We start from the raw sequence: 21,405 nt of genomic DNA on the forward strand, positions 1-21,405 counted from the left end.
GTTTTTTTATTATGCAATTGATTGATCTATTCTCCTTGAGGAACCCATTCTCCGCCAGACTTTATTAAAGCAAAGTCCTCTGTAGAATTTCCTGGTGCCCATGTTGCAATAGTAACAATATATTTCTGCCCTTCTTCTGCACTTGGATTAATTGCATCAAGAACAAAATTTAGTGCAGTGATAATCATTTCATCAGACCAGTTTGTACTACCACCTGTTCTATTGAAATTTCCAAAATTATCAAGGTTTGCAACTGCAGCTTCAAATCCTTCAACTCCTGTTAAAGCATTTACTACTGTTGCATAATCACTAGACACTAAGGTATATCTAATTGTATTATCTGGAACCCATGTTCCGTTTTCTAGACCAAATTGTAAAGACGATACGCTTGGTACCCATTCGCCATTAACAACTGTATAAAGGTTTCCTTTTGTTACCGTTCCTTCAGAACCTCCTTGGAAAAATCTATAAATTACAAATAACTCATCGCCTTCTTGTGCGAAAGGATACTTTAAGTTTAAGAATTGCGGTAAGTAATTTCCTGGTGATACAGAACCACTAAAGTTATTAAATGCACCTGGCTGACCAGATCCTTCACCCATTGAATCATAATCTGCAACACTTAAGTAGTATACACCATCTTCCTCATCCCAAGAACCATCAAAGTACATGAAGTATGCTGATAATGATTCTGTTGGGCCAGAAAAACCTGTTGTTCTGATTGCAAAATCCTGTACCCTCCATCTTGGTGAATCAGAATCTGTAGAACTATACTTAAGACCAACGTGTACCGTTTGACCATCGTAAGCTGAAAAGTCTAAATCTTCTGAAGTTGTCATACTCCCAAAAAGAGTCTTATCGAATGGTACTGCTGTCCATGTAGCCATCATTGGATCTGTTCCATTTGTGTAATCCGTAGAAATTAAGATATCAATTAAATCAGGATCACCTAAGAAATCAATCTCTTGAGTAATTTGTAATGTTAAACCTGTTTGACCTGCCAGATCAATTTCTGGTGAGATTAACCACTCTTCCACGGCATTAGCACCACCGTCAAAACCAGATCCTTGAACGTTAGTCGATCCAACTGTCCACCCTAAAGCATCAGGACCAGAAACAGAAACTAATTCAAAGTCGTCATAGTTTGCTGGGAAGGCCGCCTCATAAACACTAGCTAGACCTACTTCTGGTACTTCTGTAAATCTGTTGTATCCAAATCTTACAACTTGACCATCTGTTGGCATAGGAAACTGAGAACTTAATAAATTCTCAAAAGTCACATCAGGATTTTCCTCTAATAAGAATGCATTACTATTACTTGTTGGGTAATCAGTTGACCCAAGCACATATACATCTGCATTTGTAAAAGCACTAACGTCTTCTGGATCTCCGTCAAATAAATTAAAATTAACAGTTACTGAAGAACCATCTCCCCAAAACGGGTATTTACTTGCTAAAAATGGAGGTAATATAGCTTTAGCATCTTCTAAATCGCTAAACGCTTCAAATTCTTCATAAAAATCAGGATCTCCATCTCCTTGATCAACCAAATCAGCATAGTCATCAGAGGTCAATGTAATTTCATCTGTTCCAATAACAGGCTCTGCCTGCTCAGCAAGATCATTATTTATATCTTCAATAGGGTTACATCCTACGAAAACTAATCCTACAAGAGCAACTAATAAATAAACTATTCTTTTCATTTTTCTAATTTTTTAAAATTTTAAAGTTGCACCAACACTAAATGTTCTTCCGAAACCGTAATAAACCAATGCAGTTTGCGCATTTGAATCTGCCCCATCTAAAGCATCAGCAATATAATGTGTGTTAAAGATATTATTGATTCTAGCTATTAACGACGCTCTAAAAGGACCAAAGTCAAAGCCATGAGTCATTGCCGCATCGAAAACTCCATATGCAGGAACTTCCCAAGGATCTGGCGCGTTAGCATCTCCTCTATCACTAGGATCAAAATCCGCATATAAACGATCAAAGTAATTATAGTCTACAGATAATCGTGTGTCTTTACCGAATTTGTAATCTGCGCCGATCGCTAAAGTTGTTTGCGCTGCATCACCAACTGGTGTGTCTTCGATGAATAAGTTTACAACATCTACAACATTTTGTTCTTCATCAAGAATATTTACATCTGTAACATCGTCTTCCCATCTCCAATCACCAAAAGATGCCATACCTGTAATGTTTAACTTATCTGTTGCCTTATAAACAAAATCAACTTCGATTCCTTGATGAATTGCATTTACACCTAAGATATTAGCAAATCCTGTTTCATCTGCACTCAATTGGAAAGCTAGAGTCTCTGTTCTATCTCTCCAAGCTGTTCTATATAGGTTGACATTAGCAGAAAGACGATCTCCTCTAAATCCATATCCTACTTCAAAGCTGATGATCTTTTGGTTTTCCGCATTAGCATTTATCTCTTCATTATTAAAGTTAGGAAAAACAGCATCAAAATCAGGAGCTCTTTCAAAATATCCAAAATTTACAAACACGTTGTGCTCGTCTGTTAATCTATAGTTAGCCCCCCCTTTTGCACCAAAGGCAAAGAAATTATAGTTATCTGTTTCTTGTAATGGATCCCCATTTAAGTAATTAAAGTAATCTTTCCTTTTGTAAGATGTATTAGCAGCGTTAAGCGCAACAAAGGTGTTAAATTTCTCATTAACATCGTACTCTAATTGTAAAAAGGCACCTAACCAACCAACAATACCGTCGTTATTATAGGCGATTTTATCACCAACTCTTGAAATACCTGTTGGATTATTTACGTTATCTTCATTAATAATAAATTGGCCACCTAATAAATCTGTCACCTCTCTAAAGTGCTTACCAATATATCTCCTAAAGTCTAAACCGGCTAAAAGAACCATGTCATCATTTAAGTCAGACTTTAAGGTAGATAAAAGACCATACCAATTGTGATCGTTACGTGATGCTCTTAAAGCTGCACTAGATCCATTTGCACCGTTAGCAATATTCTCATCTACAATTCGATCGAAATCTAATGGTCCGAATTCTCCAATTCTATACTCAGGACTTTGGAATTTATACCTTCCGTCTGCATCATCCCCTAAAGTCTCAGAATCACTTCCTAGAGTACCCCCTCCACCACCGGTTCCAAAAGAAACGTAAGCTGCAGTTGATATACTTGTATTTTCGTTTAAATCCCAATAGTGATTTAAAGAGATTTGTGGTTTATGATAGAAGTTGTCTTCGATGAAAGTAACTTGTCCATTTTTATAACCCCAATCTGAATTATATTTGATACCGTCTTCACTTCTTCGGTAAGTATCGATTAAGTGTCTATTTTGTCTTTGTCCGTGGCGTTGTTTTGCACCAAAGGCGGTAAATGATATTTTGTGCATTTCATTTATTTGCTTTGATACATTAACGAAATACGATACCGCGTTAAATTGGGTCCCTCTTACATAACCATCGCCATCCGTTTTAGCAACAGAGACAGTTGCAGCATAACCATTGTCCATTAAACCAGTTGAATATGTTAAACCAAACTTCTGGTAACCATCATTCCCTAAAGTTGTTATAAGACTTCCACCAGCTTCAATATCTGTTGTCTTTGTTAAAATGTTAATTGTACCTCCTACAGATGGCACAGCAACTCTTGCGGCACCAAGACCTCTTTGTACCTGCATAGAACTGGTAACATCACCAAGTCCAGCCCAGTTGCTCCAGAAAACACGTCCATTTTCCATGTCATTTACCGGAACACCATTAATCATAACAGCAACGTTTTCAGAAGTAAATCCACGTAAGTTAATACGTCCATCTCCGAAACCACCACCCGACTTAGTAGCATAGACACCAGGTGTTGACTTTAAAACTTCTGGGAATTCTTGAGTTCCCAACTTTAATTCAATGTCTGCAGATCTCACAGTAGAAACTGCTACAGGTGTTTTTCTATCAACTGCTACTGAAGCAACAACCATTACTTCGTCCAGACCTAAATCACTAGACATTAAATTGATTGTTCCCAAATCAGTATTTCCGTTAAAAGCTATTGTTTGACTTACATAACCCACATAAGAAATTACAATTTCACCAGAGGCTGAATCAGCAGTTAAATTAAACTCACCATCAAAATTGGTATTTGTACCATTTGCTGTTCCCTTAACCAGTACATTAGCCCCAGGAAGAGGTGAGTTTAACTCAGCGTCCATGACTTTTCCAGTGATAGTCGACTGAGCAAAAGCAACCGTAGTGAATAGCATCATCACCGTTGCAAGTAAAAATTGGTTAAATTTTTTCATATAAAATTTAAGTTAATTGGTTTCTAATAGTTCCGCAAAATTACAACTATAACTAGTTGTAATATTACTTAAATGTTAAGAATATTAACGTTTCAAGTTAATTATTGAATTCGTATTTTTTTGAAAAAATTTTGAATGTTATTAAAACTTCTTAACAGTTTTTAACAATTCTTCTTGTAAAATTCTATTAAGTTTTGAGTAGAAGTATCGTGGCTTGACTCAGATGCGGTACAGTTTAACTCTTTAAGGATAGATTTAGCTAATTGTTTGCCCAATTCAACACCAAATTGATCGTAACTGTAGATATTCCAAATGATACCTTGTACAAAAATCTGATGCTCATAAAATGCGATTAGTTTTCCTAAACTTTCTGGCGTTAATTTTTGAATAAGCACTGAAGTTGTTGGTTTATTACCTTCGAAAACCTTGAATGGCAATAGCTTTGTGATTTCTGAATCACTCAATAACTGTGACTGTAACTCAGACAATACTTCTGTCTTGGTTTTTCCATTCATTAAAGCTTCAGTCTGTGCAAAATAATTAGACATGAGTTTGTTATGATGGTCCCTATTCCCATGAAGTGACTCCACAAAACCAATAAAATCTGCAGGAATTAATTTAGTCCCTTGATGAATTAATTGAAAAAATGCATGTTGCGAGTTTGTTCCTGGCTCTCCCCAAATTATATTTCCTGTTTGATAGCTAACTCTATTACCTGACCTGTCTACACTTTTTCCATTGCTCTCCATTATACCTTGCTGAAGATAGGTTGCAAATTGGTTCAAATATTGTGTGTATGGAATAATAGCTTGACTTTCGGCATTAAAAAAGTTATTATACCAAATGGTTAATAATCCAGATATTACGGGAAGATTTTTATCAAATTGAGAATCTCTAAAATGTGTATCCATTTTACCTGCTCCAAGAAGCAGACTCTCATAATGATCATACCCGAGTGCTAAACTAATTGATAATCCAACAGCACTCCATAAAGAGAATCGCCCTCCAACCCAGTCCTTCATTGGGAAAATATTATTTGCATCTATTCCAAATGCTTTTACACTTTTAATATTAGTAGAAACGGCAACAAAGTGTTTTGAAATTGCTTTTTGTGGTAAGGAATTTAAAAACCATGCTTTAATTGAATTTGCATTTGATAAAGTTTCTTGAGTCGTAAAGGTTTTAGAAACAATCACAAATAATGTAGTTTCTGGATTCAAACCTTTGATAATTTCATTATAATGATCTCCATCGACATTACTTACAAAGTAGGTGTTCAGATGATTTTTATAATACTTTAGTGCATCTACAACCATTGCCGGACCCAAATCTGATCCTCCAATCCCAATGTTTACAACATCTCTAATTGCTTTACCTGTAAAACCCTTGTGCTCTCCATTGACAACTTTATCTGTGAAATCTTTAATCTGAGCCTTAACATTTTGAACTTCTGGTATGACATTAGCACCATTAACAAGAACTTCATTATTGCTTGAAGTTCTCAAAGCGGTATGTAATACAGCGCGCTTTTCGGTTTCATTAATGATATCACCTTCGAAATACTTTGAAATAGCATCACCTAAATCCAACTCATTAGCCAAATCAATAAGTAATTCTATGGTCTCCTTTGTAATTCTATTTTTTGAATAATCCACATAGAAATCGTCCCAATGTATGGTTAGATCATTTGCGCGATTTGGATTAGAATTAAAAAGTGCTTTTAAATGATGAAGCTTTAGATTCTCAAAGTGTGATTGCAGCTTTTTCCAAGAATCTGTACTTGTTGGATTGGTTGGTTTTAATGCCATTATTGAATATCTGTAATTTGATCTTCAGTTATTGTATTCTCAGTATTTTTAGGTGCTGCTTCCAAAAAGAAAATAGCGTCTAAACGTTCTTTTAAAGGCGTCATATATTCTAAATATCCAGTCTTAAGTGAATCTGAAATTGGCTTCGCTTCAGGCAGCTTTTGTTTAAATGGATCGACTTGCTTACCGTTTTTCCAGAAGCGATAACAAACATGTGGACCACTTGTATTGCCTGTCATACCAATATAACCAATTATATCTCCCTGCTTTACGTAATCACCTTTTTTCACGGCTTGTCTACTCATATGTAAATACTGCGTGGTATAGGTATCGTTATGCCTTATCTTAACATACTTACCATTGCCACCTCGTCTTGTAGACTCTATTACTGTTCCACTAGCGGTTGCCATAATTGCTGTTCCCACTGGTGCAGCAAAATCAGTACCTTTATGAGGCCTAACTCTATTACCGTACAATGCAATTCGTCGCTTTAGATTATATCTCGAAGATAATCGACCAAATTTTATTGGCATTTTCAAAAATGCGCGACGCAAATTTTTTGCATTTTCATTAAAATAATCCACTATATTTTTTGAAGAATCGGTTTGATATCTAAACGCATACAAGGAGTCGCCATTATGCTCAAAATAAGCTGCTTTTACATCATGAACACCAGCATATATGGTATCGTTTATATACTTATCGGTATAGATTACCTTAAAACGATCGCCAGGCAAAAGTCTTCTAAAATCTATGGTCCAAGCGTAGATATCATCTGCCAATTTATTTGCTAGTACTTGACTCAGTCCTTTTTCCTCTAAAGTCAAAGAAATATTGTTCTCAATGATTCCAGTTGCTGTTTTTTCTATATATGTTACAGGCTTTTTACTCTTGTAGGCTTGAATAGTATCTGTAAAGTCTATAACGACATAATCCTCTAAATTTTGCTGATAAATAAAGGTCGTGGGCTTTTGGACACTATCATTCAAATTGTCTTTTGAAAATAATAAGGTATATGGCTTACCGACCTGAAGTTTTGTTGCAATATCAAAGGTATCTTTTGCCTTTTCAGCAATCTGAAAAATTTCGGGATAACCAATGTTATTTCGTTCTAAAATTATTCCGAAGGTATCCCCTTTTTTGACGGTATCTCTTTTAAACTCAAAGTCTTCCTGGTCGAATCCGAATTCTATAACCTTTTCTTCTACTTGAGCTGCTAAGTCTTCTGCTTTAGTTTCAATTTTTGAGTTATCATCTCTACATGCCGTAATGCATATTGCAATTATGATTGTTGCTACTAATCCTCTGAAGTGCATTAATACTGCTAATTATATATTATTTCCCCAATTATCTTGTTCATCTTTTGTCCATAAGTCCGGAAAGAAAATACGTTTTTGGTACTTAGGATGCATATATTTTTTCCAATCACTACCACCTGTTGCTTCGCCATCACCGATACCACTTTCAATATAGTGTACTGCTGTATTATAATGCGCCATTACCCAAGTAACGTTTACCGTATAATCAAAATGTCGCATTGCCTTAATCAAATCTTTATCGTTTTGATCTTCTTCTGGCAATTCTTTAAAACGTGTCCAAAGGTTTTTAGTATTATAGGTTTCCATGAATCTTAAAAACTCATTCTTATAACGTTTTTCAAAATTAACCAAAAGTGTGGATTTCTTGCCTGTTTTATGATCTTTTCCTGCGGCCTGCCAATACAGGTGTTCAAAGGCATGTGTAAATGGAGTATTTCGATCTATATTTTTTCTAAATCTATAATCAATTAAATTAATTAATTCAGTTGATGCAAATTCAATTAATCGGTATTGCGCACTTTGAAATCCACTTGCTGGTGTAAGCGAATATCTAAACTTCATGTATTGTTCCACTTCCATTCCCTCTCGCATTATATTAAAAGAGGTAGTAAGCATATCAAAATAACGACTGATGCGCATAATTTTACCCTCAAAAAAGGCGGCGTCTAAATCTTTTTTTTCTGCAACCTGAGAAATTTCCCAAAGAATCATTTTAAAAATGAGCTCATTGATTTGATGATAGGCAATAAAAACCATCTCATCGGGAAGTGTAGTACGCTGAATTTGAAGATTTAATAAAGCGTCTGTTTGAATATAATCCCAATATGTTATCGGCTTACTATACAACAAGCCGTATAAATGATCGTCTGTATTTTGGTCTATAGTATTGTACTTCTCTTGAAGAGCGTCTAAAATTTGACTGAAATCTGGTTGGTCTGACATAAATTAATTATCAAATACAATTGGAAAGTAATGCTTTAAACCTTTAAATTGAACTAAATCTGCTCTTAAAGAACCTACTGCTAAATCTGCTTTGATTTTGAGTGGGATTCTATTCTTATCCGCACTAACCCAAAGTGTTAAACTTTCTTCTTCTTTAAATACGCGTCCGGCCATAACATACGGTCTAAACATTAATGATTTTACTTTTACTTTGGTTCCGTTAGCATCTACTTTAATAGTTTCCTTTCCAAGGTACTTTAATTTAAATCCAAAGTTTTCTTCATCAAAAAACATATTCGTTTCTATTTCATCACCAATTTCCAATGCAGTCACATTAATACTATTCCTGAGATGGTAATACATTGAAACCATATCCTGAACATCCTTTTCAGTAGAAAAGGTCTTCATTTTTTTATGTTTCTTATTGTTGACAAATGCTTGTTGCTTTTGATGGTCAAATTCTATCTCAATATCCTTTGTATGACCACCTTCGTCAATCTTTCTAATGAATTTATAAGGAACGCCCGTCTCTTTGTCAAAATAACTTTCATAGCGATCTCTTACTCTAAAAAATGCATTTGCTAAACCTGTTGTCTTTCCTTTTCCCACAACATGAAATACTGGTTTACCAGCTAGTCTTTTCTCTTCAACTTTTAAGGTTGCTTCGCCTGCTTTAAACCAGCCACTATAGCTCATTCTGAACTTAAACCACTCACCCGACATAAACGCAGATTCTTTTTTAGCCATTGGTGCATTAACTCCAATAAAAAACACTAATATGGTAAGAATATATTTCATAATAATTGCTTTGTAAATTTAAATAATGTAACTCAATTTTGATGTTACAATTATCTTAAATACAATTACTATTCCAAAACTACTAAACAATTGATATTCAGCAAAAAATAACAGTCACAAGCGAAAAATATTCGATTTATTGGTTCAAATTAAAAATGATAGGCATTCTATAAAGTGCCTCTTTTAGCTTGTTCGCGTTCGATAGATTCAAAAAGAGCTTTGAAATTTCCAGCCCCGAAACCACGAGCTCCCATACGTTGAATGATTTCAAAAAATAAGGTAGGTCGGTCCTCAACAGGTTTAGTAAAAATCTGCAAGAGATACCCTTCTTCATCTGCATCAATCATTATTCCTAATCTCTTTAACGTTTCAATATCTTCTCTTAACTCATGACTAAACTCTTCTAGTCTTCCAGGAACTGCTCGATAATATTCTTCTGGCGGAATAGATAAAAACTCTACTCCTCTTGCTCTAAGCGCAGAAACAGTTGTGACAATATCGTCCGTTGCAACGGCAATGTGCTGTACTCCAGGCCCTTCGTAAAAGTCTAAATATTCCTCAATTTGAGAACGCTTTTTTCCTTCGGCAGGTTCGTTGATTGGAAATTTAATTCTTCCATTACCATTACTCATCACCTTACTCATAAGAGCTGAATACTCCGTATGAATTTGCTTATCGTCGAAGGATAGAAAGTTAACAAATCCCATGACCTCTTCATACCATTTCACCCAGGTGTTCATTTCTCCCCATCCTACATTGCCAACCATATGATCAATGTATTTTAATCCAACTGATTCAGGATTGTAATCGCTTTTCCATTCTGTAAAGCCCGGCATAAAAACACCATTGTAATTTTTGCGCTCAACAAACATATGTACTGTTTCGCCATAAGTGTATATTCCAGCACGCACAACTTCGCCATATTCATCAGTCTCTACAATTGGCTCCATATAAGATCTCGCTCCCCGTTTTGTAGTTTCGTCATACGATTTTCTGGCGTCCTCTACCCATAAAGCTACAACCTTTACACCATCTCCGTGCTTTACGATATGATCGTTTACAGGGTGTTTAGAATTTAATGGTGTTGTTAAGACTAATCTTATTTTATCCTGTTTAAGAACATAAGAAACAGTGTCTTTACTTCCCGTTTCCAAACCTTTATATGCATAAGATTGAAAACCAAACGCTGTTTTGTAGAAATGGGCAGCCTGCTTGGCATTACCAACATAAAACTCTACATAGTCTGTCCCTAGAAGTGGCAAAAAATCTTGAGCTCCTTCAAATATTTTTTCTAAACCGTAATCAACGGATTTAATTTCTTTTGACATGATTTCTTTATTTTCTATTGATTGTTTATCTCTTTTTGTTCTAAAGTTGATTCTATATTTAATGAATCTTGTTTAACTCCTATTTCAGAAACTTTCTTATCCCAATTGAGTGTATCCGTTTCTGCTTCGTATTCGTCCACATCATAGTATTCTGAGTTTTTGAGAATTTCATCATAAAATCCAGATGATAATAGGGTACCGTAAAACGCAATTATTGCAATTGAAAATAATAAGATTAAACTATTAAGAACAATAGCAATGATATTTATAATTTTTGCTGTATTAACATTACTTCGAGATTGGTAGGAGTACAAATCTGGATGTAATTGATATTGCTTTAAACTTTTATTCGCTGTAATTAACCCAACTATAGCGATAATTAGAGGAACGATTGCTGTAATGCCATAACAACAACAGCCTGCCAAACCTATAACTAAGGCAAGAATCCCTAAGACTAAAGACAGTGGATCTGCCGGTAATTTATTATGATTATCCCTCATTTATTATTCTAACCAAGATTTAAAATAATCGTCGTCTGCAATTTTGAGTGCTTCTTCAGTCACTTTTAATGGTTTAAACGTATCTACCATTACTGCCAATTCATCTGTTTTAACTTTACCGATACTTCGCTCCATTGCACCTGGATGTGGTCCGTGAGGAATACCTGCTGGATGTAATGAAATGTGTCCGGCATCAATATCGTTTCTGCTCATAAAATCTCCATCCACATAATATAATACCTCATCACTATCTATATTACTGTGATTATACGGCGCTGGCACTGCCAAAGGATGGTAATCATACAGACGCGGTACAAAACTGCATACCACAAAAGCATCCGTTTCAAAAGTTTGATGCACTGGTGGTGGTTGGTGAACACGACCTGTTATGGGTTCAAAATCATGAATTGAAAATGCATAAGGATAATTGTAACCATCATATCCAACAACATCAAAAGGATGAGAGGCATAGACCATATCAAATATTTCGTCTTGCTTCTTTATTTTAATTAAAAATTCACCTGATTGATTATAAGTCTCTAACTCTTGTGGTTGTCTTAGATCGCGCTCACAAAAAGGTGAATGTTCTAACAATTGTCCAAACCAATTGCGGTAACGCTTTGGTGTATAAATCGGACGATAGGATTCTACAATAAACAAACGATTATCATCTGTATCAAAATCAAGCTTATAAATGATACCGCGCGGAACTAACAAGTAGTCACCGTATTTAAAATCTAAATTACCAAGATGCGTTCTTAATTTACCAGTGCCTTTATGAATAAAAATAAGTTCGTCAGCATCCGTGTTTTTGTAGAAGTAGTCCTCCGTTGAGGATTGCGGTGCTGCTAGGATAATATTACAGTCACTATTAGTTAATACTATTTTTCTACTCTCTAAATAATCGTTTTCTGGCTTAACCTTAAAACCGTGAAACCTATAGGATTGCATATTATTGGGTTTAGCAACCTTTGGCGCAACACTGTATTGTCTTTTTATTTCTTTGACCTGCGTTGGTCGTTGCTCATGATAGCTATTTGTAGACATACCATCAAAACCAATTGTACCAAATAATTGTTCATAATAAAAGGTACCGTCTGGCTTTTTAAATTGCGTATGGCGTTTAGGTGGAATTTTTCCAAGTTTATGATAAAATGGCATTTTTTAATTTTTAAAAGTTGATCTTTTTACACGCTAAAGCGCATAAACTCTACTGATTAAAGGTACAAAAAATGCAATATTACTCTGGGTTCCTTTTGATTAGGAAGTGTAAATGAAGTTTAATATCTGCCCAGAATGGTTTCATACCTTAGCAAAGTTGAGAATTTTTACTTTAAAACCAAAACCCGAGATTAAAAAACCACTGACTCTTTCCTGTCTCTGGTGAATAAGAATACTTAGCCTCTAAGGGTCCTAGAAAAGTTTCTAAAGAATAACCAATGGCATAACCACTAAAATTCGGTGAAGAAAGAAAATCTCCTGTTTCAAAAAGACCATTGTCTATATTAGCATAATTAGCAGCGAGAAGCACATGATGCTTTTTGAAAATCTCATAATCCATGGTGAATGTTGCTTTTACAAAACTGTCACCGGATAACGCTAAATAATCATAACCGTAAAATGATTGAAAATTATTGATGAAATTATAGGCGTAACCGCCCAATCCAAAGTCTAAAGTAGTAGTTGAATTATCCCCTATTTTAAATCCGCCACTAGATTCGGTTTTGAGTGATACTTTATTACTCAAACGAAAGGCGTATCCTAAATCTGCTTTTGCAATAGAAAATTCATCAAAATTACTGTTATATCCGTAAGCATTAAAGAACAAATGAAAATCACCATTAAAATAAAATCCAGTTTTAGGGAAGTATTTGTTGTCATAATTATCAAAAACTAAATTCCCAAATAGACTAAAATAATCGGTATTCTCAAACGTAAATTCATCGTCTTGATTTGGGTCAATTAAAGTTTCCGAAGTCACTTTTAATCGTTTATGCTCAACACCAGCTTTTAGAGAAAAGTCTTTTCTAAAAATGGTTTGTAAATACAACTGATTTGTAAAATCGGTGAGTTCTACATCTACCTTATTTAAACCAGATAATAAAGGATCGTCTTCTTCTAAAACTAAAAGCGCATTCACATTTTTATTAAACTGATTGAATCGTGACTTAACTCCAATACTAATGTAAAATCCTTTGTCTATAAAGTAGTCAAAATTATACCTTGGATTAGCACCCAAAATCAAATCTAAAGAGGCAATGTCATTTTTAAATAATAATCCTCTCTTAGTAAGATTGGCTAATAAAGCACTTTTATATAATGCATCATAATGCACGCCTAACCTTAAAAAGGTAGAAGTCTCTGCCGCTCTTAAATCTCCTTTGAGATTATAGCTAGAATCATCGTTAGTCTCTAAATAATATCTGAATGTCTCAAAATTGTTTGTCGCAATTAAATTATTAATCCCTTCTTTGAAGTCAGTATAGCTAATATTCGCGTTATTCTTAAACTTTAACTTCCCTAAAAGATAGGATCTGGAATATTTGTTGCTACTGTTAATACTAATAGAATTAATTCTTAAGCTATCTGTTAGTTCAATTGATGGTCCATTGGGCTGAGAAATTTGTTGCGATTTCACCTTAAGCAGTTGTTGCAAATTGGCTCGTGCCGCATCAGCCCCATTGGCGATGATATCCCGTCCTTCATCAAAGGATACTACCGAAAAATTGGTTATATCTGGTTTAATATAGATGTCTGTTAAAGAAGCCTTGGTTTTCATGGCTTCAATCGTCCTAAAGTTATTAATCTGTACCAATATTTCAGGTGCCGATTTAAGAGATGCTCTATCTTTTAAGACATCTTGAACATCAACTCCGATAATTATATCCATCCCTTTTGCTCGGAGCTCTTCTACCGGAAAATTATTAGTTACACCGCCATCAAGTAAAATGGTATCACCAATTGTTACAGGTTGAAACAAAGATGGTAATGCCCCACTAGCGGTTACTGCCTCAGCCAACCTACCTTTATCCATAACAATAGACTCACCGGTTTCTATATTTGTAGCAATACAAAAGAATGGAATTGGTAAATCTTTAAAATCTCTGATTTCATTTACAGGAAGCATCAATTGATAAAGCAAATTATAGACGTTTTGCCCACGTGATAATCCAGATGGTAAGTTTATTTTAAAATTATCAAACGGAAGACTAACCGCATATTTTTCAGCATTTTCACGTTCGTAAAATGGTTTTGAGGACCTCGGAAATTCATCATTTATTAATTCGTTAAAATCAACAGTATTAAATAGCGCTTCTAACTCCTTACCCGAATAACCGGTTGCATATAAAGATCCTATTATAGCACCCATGCTGGTTCCCGCCACATAATCAATCTTAATACCTAAACTATCAATGACCTTTAATGCTCCTATATGAGCAAAGCCCTTTGCCCCTCCTCCACTTAAAACCAGTCCCACCTTAGGTTCTTTTTGTTCTTGGGCCTTTATATTATTCAATGAAAATATTACAACTAGGATAACGAGAAATGCAGAGTATGTTTGGGTAAGTTTCAATTTAGTCTTTATGATAGTAATTATAAACTTTATTTGCTCTTGAAACCCCTACAACATCTTCTAATTCATCAAGTTTGGCATTTGCAATTCTTTTAACAGTTTTAAACTGTTTCATCAAATCAATTATGGTTTGCTCACCAACTCCAGGAATATTTTCTAACTCTGTTGTTAAAGCACTTTTACTTCGTCTATTTCTATGGTGCTCTATACCAAAACGATGCGCTTCATTACGTAATTGTTGAATGATTTTTAAAGTTTCACTTTTCTTGTCTAAATATAATGGAATTGGGTCATCTGGATAGAATAATTCTTCTAAACGTTTTGCAATCCCTATTATGGCAATTTTACCTCTCAGACCTAAGACATCTAAACTCTTTAATGCAGAAGATAATTGCCCCTTTCCGCCGTCTATTATAATAAGTTGAGGCATTGGTTTATCTTCTTCTAATAAACGTTTATATCTACGATGAACCACTTCTTCCATAGAGGCGAAATCATCTGGCCCTTTAACAGTTTTAATATTAAAATGACGATAGTCTTTTTTACTCGGCTTACCATTTTTAAATACAACACATGCCGCAACAGGATGTGTTCCTTGAATATTTGAGTTATCAAAACATTCAATATGTCTTGGCTCTTCCGAAAGTCTTAAATCTGCCTTCATTTGAGCCATGATACGATTGGCATGTCTATCTGGATCTACAATTTTAATTTGTTTCAACTTATCCATGCGATAATACATGGCATTTCGTTTTGATAAATCCACTATACGTTTTTTATCACCGAGCTTAGGAACTGTAACTTTTGTCTCTTCGCCTAAATCCACCTTAAAAGGCACATAAATCTCCTTTGAGTTTGAATTAAACCGTTGACGTATTTCCGTAATCGCAATCTCAAGAAGTGTTTTGTCTGATTCCTGTAATTTCTTTTTAATTTCAAGGGTATGGGATCGTATTATTGAACCATAACTCAGTTGTAAAAAGTTAATGTAGGCGTAGGTTTCATCACTAACAATAGAAAAGACATCAACATTACTAATCTTAGGATTAACAATTGTTGATTTTGATTGATAATTCTCAAGTATATCAAGCTTCTCCTTTATTTTTTGAGCATCTTCAAATTCCATTGCTTCCGCATGGCCTTTCATCTGGGCTCTAAACTGTTGAAGAGAGTCTTTAAAGTTGCCCTTCAAAATTTCACGAATGGCTTTTATATTGTCATGGTATTCTTCTTCGGTTTCTTTTCCTTCACATCCTCCTTTACAATTACCCAAATGATATTCAAGACAAACCTTATATTTTCCAGCATTAATTTTTGATTCAGAGAGATCGTAATTGCAGGTACGTAATTGATACAAACCTTTTATAAGACCAAGCAAGGTCTTTACAGTTTTCATACTGGTGTAAGGTCCAAAATATTCCGAGCCATCTTTATAAATACGTCGTGTTGAAAATACCCTAGGGAAAGGTTCATTTTTAACGCATATCCAAGGATATGATTTATCATCCTTAAGCATAACATTATACTTAGGTTGATACTTTTTAATTAGATTATTCTCAAGCAGAAGTGCATCATTTTCGGTCTCAACTACTATATGCTTGATAGATGCAATATTTTTGACTAAAACTCTAGTTTTCCCGTACTCGTGATGTTTGGTAAAATAACTACTAACACGCTTTTTAATATTTTTTGCTTTCCCAACATAAATTAACCGCTCACCAGAATCAAAATACTGATAGACACCAGGTTGATTTGGTAGGGTTTTTATCTGTATTTCTAAGCTTGTTTCGGGCATAAAATCAAAGGTAGTTTAAAAGCTAGGATTCTAAAAATCAGAATTCCTTTTTTAGTATATTGCCAGTACAAAGTCATTCCTAATTGTATCATGAACATTGTTATACTGTCGCGTAACGAAAATTTATATTCTACAAGACGCCTCATAGAAGAGGGTAAAAACAGGGGGCACGATATTGAAGTTATAGATCCTCTTAAATGTGATATTATAATTGAACAGGAAAAACCGACTATTTATTACAAAGATCGTTATTTAGACTATGTCGATGCGATAATACCCAGAATTGGTGCATCTGTGACTTTTTTTGGTTGTGCAGTAGTGCGACAATTTGAAATGATGAATGTATTTACAACCGTTACCTCAGATGCTATTATTAGAAGTCGAGATAAACTAAGAAGTTTTCAAAGATTATCTAAAGCCGGTATAGGAATGCCTAAAACTGTTTTTACGAATTATTCTCGTGATGTAGAAGAAGTTTTAAATCATGTAGGTGGTCCACCTGTTATTATCAAATTATTGGAGGGCACACAAGGATTAGGCGTAGTATTAGCAGAGTCTAAGAATGCCGCTGAATCGGTACTTGAAGCTTTTAATGGCTTACAGGCACGAGCACTGGTTCAAGAGTATATAGCAGAAGCCAAAGGTGCAGATTTAAGGGCATTCATCGTAGATGGCCAAGTTATAGGAGCTATGAAACGACAAGGTAGAGAAGGCGAATTTCGATCTAACTTGCATCGTGGTGGAACTGCAAATTTAATTCGACTATCTGAAGATGAATTAAAACTAGCAATAAAAGCGGCTCGGGCTCTTAAACTTCCTGTTTGTGGTGTAGACATGTTACAGTCTGAAAGAGGTCCACTAATGATGGAAGTTAATTCGACTCCAGGATTAGAAGGTATCGAACACGCCACACAAAAAAACATAGCAAGAGCCATAATTACATTTATAGAACGCAACAGAAAGTAGAGCATGAGTGAGAAAGAAGTACTAGACATTCTAGGTGAAAAAGTGGCACTAGGAGAAAGTGCTAAAGTGAGTTTTAATGTTGCAAAATTACATACTCAAAATACAATAGACGTCCCTGTAATTATTGAACGTTCTAAGAGGCCAGGTCCAACAGTTTTAATTACAGCCGGAATCCATGGGGACGAAATTAATGGCGTTGAAATTGTTAGGCAGATTATTGCTAAAGGTATTAACAAACCCAAAAAAGGAACCATTATTTGCATTCCCGTAATTAACGTTTTTGGTTTTATACATATGGATAGAGAGTTTCCGGATGGACGCGATTTAAATCGTGTTTTCCCAGGAGGTAAAAATGGCGCATTAGCGAGTAGAGTAGCTCATAAACTCATGACAGAAATTGTTCCTCATGCAGATTTAGTATTAGATTTTCATACTGGAGGAGCAGATCGATTTAATGCCGCTCAAATTAGAATTGTAAAAAACCAGATCATCCTCGAAGAACTTGCTCAAGTATTTGGTGCTCCCGTAGTTTACTATTCTAAACACCTAAAGAAATCCTTTAGAAATTCTTGTTACAAACTAGGTATTCCAATGCTTCTTTTTGAAGGCGGAAAATCATTTCACATAGATAAAACTGTAACCAACACTGGTGTCAATGGCACGAAGCGTGTTCTGCATCATTTAGAAATGTTAGGAACAAAATTTAAGGCATCAAAACCAAAAAAACATGGTATTAAAATTGTTGAAAGTAAATGGATTAGAGCAAATCACTCTGGAATGTTTAAGTCTGATATTTTGGTAAATACTCATGTTAAAAAGGGAGATGTTTTAGGACACATAACAGATCCCTACGGCAGTTTCAATCACTTTGTTAAAGCGCCTAACGATGGCTATATTTTTAATGTTAATGAATCACCTATAATTTATCAAGGTGATGCTATTTTTCATATTTCTACTAGTATTGAATAATGTCTAAATCAGAACTTCGTAAGAAATATAAATCGCTTCGAAAATCACTTTCAGAAGGTGAAATAGACGATAAAAGCTTAGCCATTGCCAATCAGCTTTTAAAACTCAACATTTGGGATAAATCGTTCTATCATATTTTTTTAACCATTGAAGAACAAAAAGAAGTTAACACCGAATATATCTTGAATATACTTTCTGGCAAGGATAAAAACATCGTTATTTCTCGAAGCGATTTTGATGATTATTCAATGACTCATGTACTTTTAACCGATAGTACTAAAATCAAAAAAAACGCTTACAATATTCCTGAACCTATTGACGGTATACCGATTGCTTCAGAAGTTATTGATGTTGTTTTTATTCCGCTTTTGGCCTTCGATAAGCTAGGCCATAGAATTGGTTATGGTAAAGGGTTTTATGACCGGTTTTTAGCCCGATGCAAATCAGAAACACTTAAAATTGGATTGTCGTTTTTTAAAGCGAACAAGGAAGATTTCGAAGTTTCTCCAAGTGACATTGCATTGGATTATTGTATTACTCCAGAAAAGGTTTTCCAATTCTTATAAACGAGGTCTAAATCCAAAAGATCTAAATAAAGTTCCCCAATTATTATTATTTACATCATTTGGAAGACCTTCTGTTCTTAACAAAGCGTCTTGATCAGTTTCATCAAACTTCCAAAGCCAAGCAGCATAGGACATTTGATTATTATGAATAATATTTAGAAAAGGTTCTGGATTCATAAGAACACCAGCGTTGACGGAAGCTACCTCTCCAAAAAACACAGGAAGATTGTTAGATATTAATATTTCCAGTATTTCTAACCACATTATAAAGTTTGATCATGGTATTACTCAATAATGTATCTGTATAACCATCAGAACGATCGAAGCGATAAGGCTCATTCTAAACTTCTATCCATACATCATCTTGATCTTTAAAGCACTCTGACCATTCTGCAAATCTTAACTTGAAGGCCTCCCAGAACTCTGTTGCAGTCGGGAGTTTTCCTGTAAATAAAGTTTCATTTTGACCGTTCCATCCAAAAGGGCATAAAATGGAAACCAATCCATTATTACGATTATCGTTTACTATAAATTGTAAGGAATGTAAAAATTGACCATTGCTATCTTGTATAGGAAATCCATCAATAGGATTATCAGTTACATTGCCAACAAATTCGCTCACAATGTTTAAATTCCACGTTGGCATATCACTACTGCCAAGACCAAAGGAATGCAGTGCATTTGCACCTACAAACTACTTATCGCAATTATCAACTACAATAGCATTAGCATTAATTCTATAACCATTATCTAAATTATTACTGCTGCTGTCCTTAGAACAGGAAAGTACACTCAGAATGACTGATATAATTAGATAAGCTTTATACTTGATCGTTACTATTTTGGGGCAATTCGTTTGAATCATCAAATGCGCGTTTATTGAAAACAATTAGCATACCAATACCAGTACTTATTGCCATATCTGCAACATTAAAAACAGGATCAAAAAAAGAAAAATATTCTCCACCAAATAGAGGAATCCACTCTGGCAGTACACCACTCCATATTGGAAAATGAAGCATATCTACAACATTGCCATAAAAGACATCGGCATAACCCCCTCCTTCAGGTAAAAACGTAGCAACTTGACCATTACTATAATCAAATAAGATTCCATAAAAGACTGAATCTATGATATTCCCGAGCGCACCAGCAAAAATAATGGCTATAGCAAATACAAGCGTTTTAGATTTCTGCTTTTTAGTTACGTCAAACAACCAAAATCCGATACCAGTTACGGCAACAATTCTAAATAGGGTTAAGATGAGTTTGGCTGAACTATCTGAAATAAATGTAAAAAAATCACTCAGTTTAGCTCCCCATGCCATACCATCATTCTCTACAAAAGCGATTTCGAACCATGAGAATACTTTTACAGGATCATCATTAAGAGAGAAATGTGTTTTAATATAAATTTTGCTGATTTGGTCTATCAACAAAATAACTAGAATGATTAATGAAGCTTTCTTTAAGGACATGAACCTAATTTGAACAAAATTAACCGATTATTCTTGTTTTACAACTGTAATATCACCATTAATGGAATGTAGATTCCAAACATTTTCTGACGACTCTAAGGGATCAGCTTTAGAATTTCCATGCTTTGAATTTGCATTAATAATAGCATTATTAGTTGCCACTTTTATGTTACCGTCTATGGTATTAATTGTTGCTGATGTCGAATTAGCATTTACATTGCAATAGCCTTGTAAAAGCTCAATAAAAATAGATTCGAATTGACCAGTTAAGTTAACAGAACCTACATCACTTTTAATATTAAGCATTAAGTCTTCAGGAATTTCAATTTTTAATGTAGCAGCAATGACTTTATGTGCATTTCGTTTATCATCTGGAATATCATCAAATGAAACATAATCTAGTCCTAGCAGTAACTGATTTCCGTCATGTTTCAAGGCTATTTGATACTTATTTTGATATTCACCGTCGAGTGTCGAGGAAACAAGAATGCGATTATTTTTGGTTGTTGTGACACTTATATTAAATATTTGATTTCCATTAATAGCAATAGTATTGATACTATCAGCTGCTATAGTTTTGGTTAACGAATTTTGAGCTTGAATCAGAGTTAAGCTCAAAGACCAGTACAATAAAAAAGCCTTGAATTTTAGAATCCAAGGCTTTATATTTATGCGTTTGGTCATAAATTATTTTTGCATATTCTTTGCTTCAATACTTAATGTAGCATGAGGCACTAACTTTAAACGTTCAGGATTGATTAATTTACCTGTTACACGACAAACGCCGTAGGTTTTATTTTCAATTCTAATCATTGCATTTTTTAAATCACGGATAAACTTCTCTTGACGAATAGCCAATGCCGAATTTGCTTCTTTACTCATTGTCTCACTACCTTCTTCGAATGCTTTAAATGTAGGTGATGTGTCATCTGTACCATTATTATGGTTGTTCATATAAGCACTTTTTATAAGTTCTAAATCATGTTCGGCTTTATCCATCTTTTCTTGTATTAAAACTCTAAATTCTTCAAGTTCTTTATCCGAATATCTGTTTTTAGTATCTGTTGACATAT

At 34.6% G+C, this 21,405-nt stretch carries 19 protein-coding genes; 3 read left to right on the top strand and 16 right to left on the bottom strand.

Going from position 1 to position 21,405, the window contains the following annotated elements:
- Positions 1 to 26 precede the first annotated feature (26 nt).
- The 11 genes from HRU49_RS01265 to uvrC form a co-directional block, all read right to left on the bottom strand.
- Complete coding sequence (locus tag HRU49_RS01265; RefSeq protein ID WP_296353339.1) at positions 27 to 1,703, bottom strand: choice-of-anchor J domain-containing protein; 1,677 nt, start codon at positions 1,701 to 1,703, stop codon at positions 27 to 29.
- Positions 1,704 to 1,715: 12 nt separating this feature from the next.
- A complete protein-coding gene (locus HRU49_RS01270) occupies positions 1,716 to 4,289 on the bottom strand; it encodes a TonB-dependent receptor (RefSeq protein ID WP_296353341.1) in 2,574 nt (857 codons plus the stop codon).
- A gap of 161 nt (positions 4,290 to 4,450) precedes the next feature.
- Complete coding sequence (gene pgi, locus HRU49_RS01275; RefSeq protein ID WP_296353343.1) at positions 4,451 to 6,097, bottom strand: glucose-6-phosphate isomerase; 1,647 nt, start codon at positions 6,095 to 6,097, stop codon at positions 4,451 to 4,453.
- Entirely contained in the window at positions 6,097 to 7,413 is a 1,317-nt protein-coding gene (locus tag HRU49_RS01280; protein WP_296353345.1) for a peptidoglycan DD-metalloendopeptidase family protein, read from the bottom strand. The genes pgi and HRU49_RS01280 overlap by 1 nt, the downstream gene beginning before the upstream one ends.
- 12 nt (positions 7,414 to 7,425) lie before the next feature.
- Positions 7,426 to 8,358, bottom strand: coding sequence for a tryptophan 2,3-dioxygenase family protein (locus HRU49_RS01285; RefSeq protein WP_296353347.1), 933 nt, complete (start codon positions 8,356 to 8,358; stop codon positions 7,426 to 7,428).
- A 3-nt stretch (positions 8,359 to 8,361) separates the two neighbouring features.
- On the bottom strand, positions 8,362 to 9,156 hold the full coding sequence (locus HRU49_RS01290) for a DUF3108 domain-containing protein (RefSeq protein ID WP_296353350.1): 795 nt from the start codon (positions 9,154 to 9,156) through the stop codon (positions 8,362 to 8,364).
- A 167-nt stretch (positions 9,157 to 9,323) separates the two neighbouring features.
- Positions 9,324 to 10,484 carry a 4-hydroxyphenylpyruvate dioxygenase gene (gene hppD, locus HRU49_RS01295; RefSeq protein ID WP_296353353.1) on the bottom strand — a complete coding sequence of 387 codons (1,161 nt, stop codon included), beginning with the start codon at positions 10,482 to 10,484 and terminating at the stop codon, positions 9,324 to 9,326.
- A 14-nt stretch (positions 10,485 to 10,498) separates the two neighbouring features.
- The gene (locus tag HRU49_RS01300) at positions 10,499 to 10,984 is read right to left on the bottom strand and encodes a CCC motif membrane protein (RefSeq protein WP_296353356.1); all 486 of its coding nucleotides are present in this window, start codon (positions 10,982 to 10,984) and stop codon (positions 10,499 to 10,501) included.
- Positions 10,985 to 10,987: 3 nt separating this feature from the next.
- Positions 10,988 to 12,145 carry a homogentisate 1,2-dioxygenase gene (locus HRU49_RS01305; protein WP_296353358.1) on the bottom strand — a complete coding sequence of 386 codons (1,158 nt, stop codon included), beginning with the start codon at positions 12,143 to 12,145 and terminating at the stop codon, positions 10,988 to 10,990.
- Positions 12,146 to 12,317: 172 nt separating this feature from the next.
- A complete protein-coding gene (locus HRU49_RS01310; RefSeq protein ID WP_296353361.1) occupies positions 12,318 to 14,501 on the bottom strand; it encodes a patatin-like phospholipase family protein in 2,184 nt (727 codons plus the stop codon).
- Between the two features lie 58 nt (positions 14,502 to 14,559).
- Positions 14,560 to 16,353, bottom strand: a complete 1,794-nt coding sequence (uvrC, locus tag HRU49_RS01315; RefSeq protein WP_296353363.1) for an excinuclease ABC subunit UvrC — start codon at positions 16,351 to 16,353, stop codon at positions 14,560 to 14,562.
- 90 nt (positions 16,354 to 16,443) lie between these two features.
- On the opposite strand from uvrC, the gene rimK reads away from it, so the two are divergent.
- The 3 genes from rimK to HRU49_RS01330 are packed head-to-tail and all read left to right on the top strand — an operon-like array spanning position 16,444 to position 18,854.
- The gene (rimK, locus tag HRU49_RS01320) at positions 16,444 to 17,319 is read left to right on the top strand and encodes a 30S ribosomal protein S6--L-glutamate ligase (RefSeq protein ID WP_296353365.1); all 876 of its coding nucleotides are present in this window, start codon (positions 16,444 to 16,446) and stop codon (positions 17,317 to 17,319) included.
- A 3-nt stretch (positions 17,320 to 17,322) separates the two neighbouring features.
- Entirely contained in the window at positions 17,323 to 18,288 is a 966-nt protein-coding gene (locus HRU49_RS01325) for a succinylglutamate desuccinylase/aspartoacylase family protein (RefSeq protein ID WP_296353369.1), read from the top strand.
- Complete coding sequence (locus HRU49_RS01330; RefSeq protein WP_296353371.1) at positions 18,288 to 18,854, top strand: 5-formyltetrahydrofolate cyclo-ligase; 567 nt, start codon at positions 18,288 to 18,290, stop codon at positions 18,852 to 18,854. Before HRU49_RS01325 ends, HRU49_RS01330 begins: the two co-directional genes overlap by 1 nt.
- Here HRU49_RS01330 and HRU49_RS01335 read toward each other — a convergent pair.
- The 5 genes from HRU49_RS01335 to HRU49_RS01355 form a co-directional block, all read right to left on the bottom strand.
- On the bottom strand, positions 18,849 to 19,118 hold the full coding sequence (locus tag HRU49_RS01335) for a hypothetical protein (RefSeq protein WP_296353373.1): 270 nt from the start codon (positions 19,116 to 19,118) through the stop codon (positions 18,849 to 18,851). The two genes, HRU49_RS01330 and HRU49_RS01335, sit on opposite strands and share 6 nt — an antisense overlap.
- Positions 19,119 to 19,194: 76 nt before the next feature.
- Entirely contained in the window at positions 19,195 to 19,476 is a 282-nt protein-coding gene (locus HRU49_RS01340; protein WP_296353375.1) for a hypothetical protein, read from the bottom strand.
- Positions 19,477 to 19,675: 199 nt separating this feature from the next.
- On the bottom strand, positions 19,676 to 20,332 hold the full coding sequence (locus tag HRU49_RS01345; RefSeq protein ID WP_296353377.1) for a lipoprotein signal peptidase: 657 nt from the start codon (positions 20,330 to 20,332) through the stop codon (positions 19,676 to 19,678).
- A gap of 27 nt (positions 20,333 to 20,359) precedes the next feature.
- Positions 20,360 to 21,016 carry a hypothetical protein gene (locus HRU49_RS01350; RefSeq protein ID WP_296353379.1) on the bottom strand — a complete coding sequence of 219 codons (657 nt, stop codon included), beginning with the start codon at positions 21,014 to 21,016 and terminating at the stop codon, positions 20,360 to 20,362.
- A 3-nt stretch (positions 21,017 to 21,019) separates the two neighbouring features.
- Positions 21,020 to 21,403 (bottom strand): TraR/DksA C4-type zinc finger protein, encoded by a 384-nt coding sequence (locus tag HRU49_RS01355; RefSeq protein WP_296353381.1) that lies wholly within the window; start codon positions 21,401 to 21,403, stop codon positions 21,020 to 21,022.
- Positions 21,404 to 21,405 lie beyond the last annotated feature (2 nt).

Source organism: Winogradskyella sp. (assembly GCF_013213975.1).
Taxonomy (GTDB): domain Bacteria; phylum Bacteroidota; class Bacteroidia; order Flavobacteriales; family Flavobacteriaceae; genus Winogradskyella.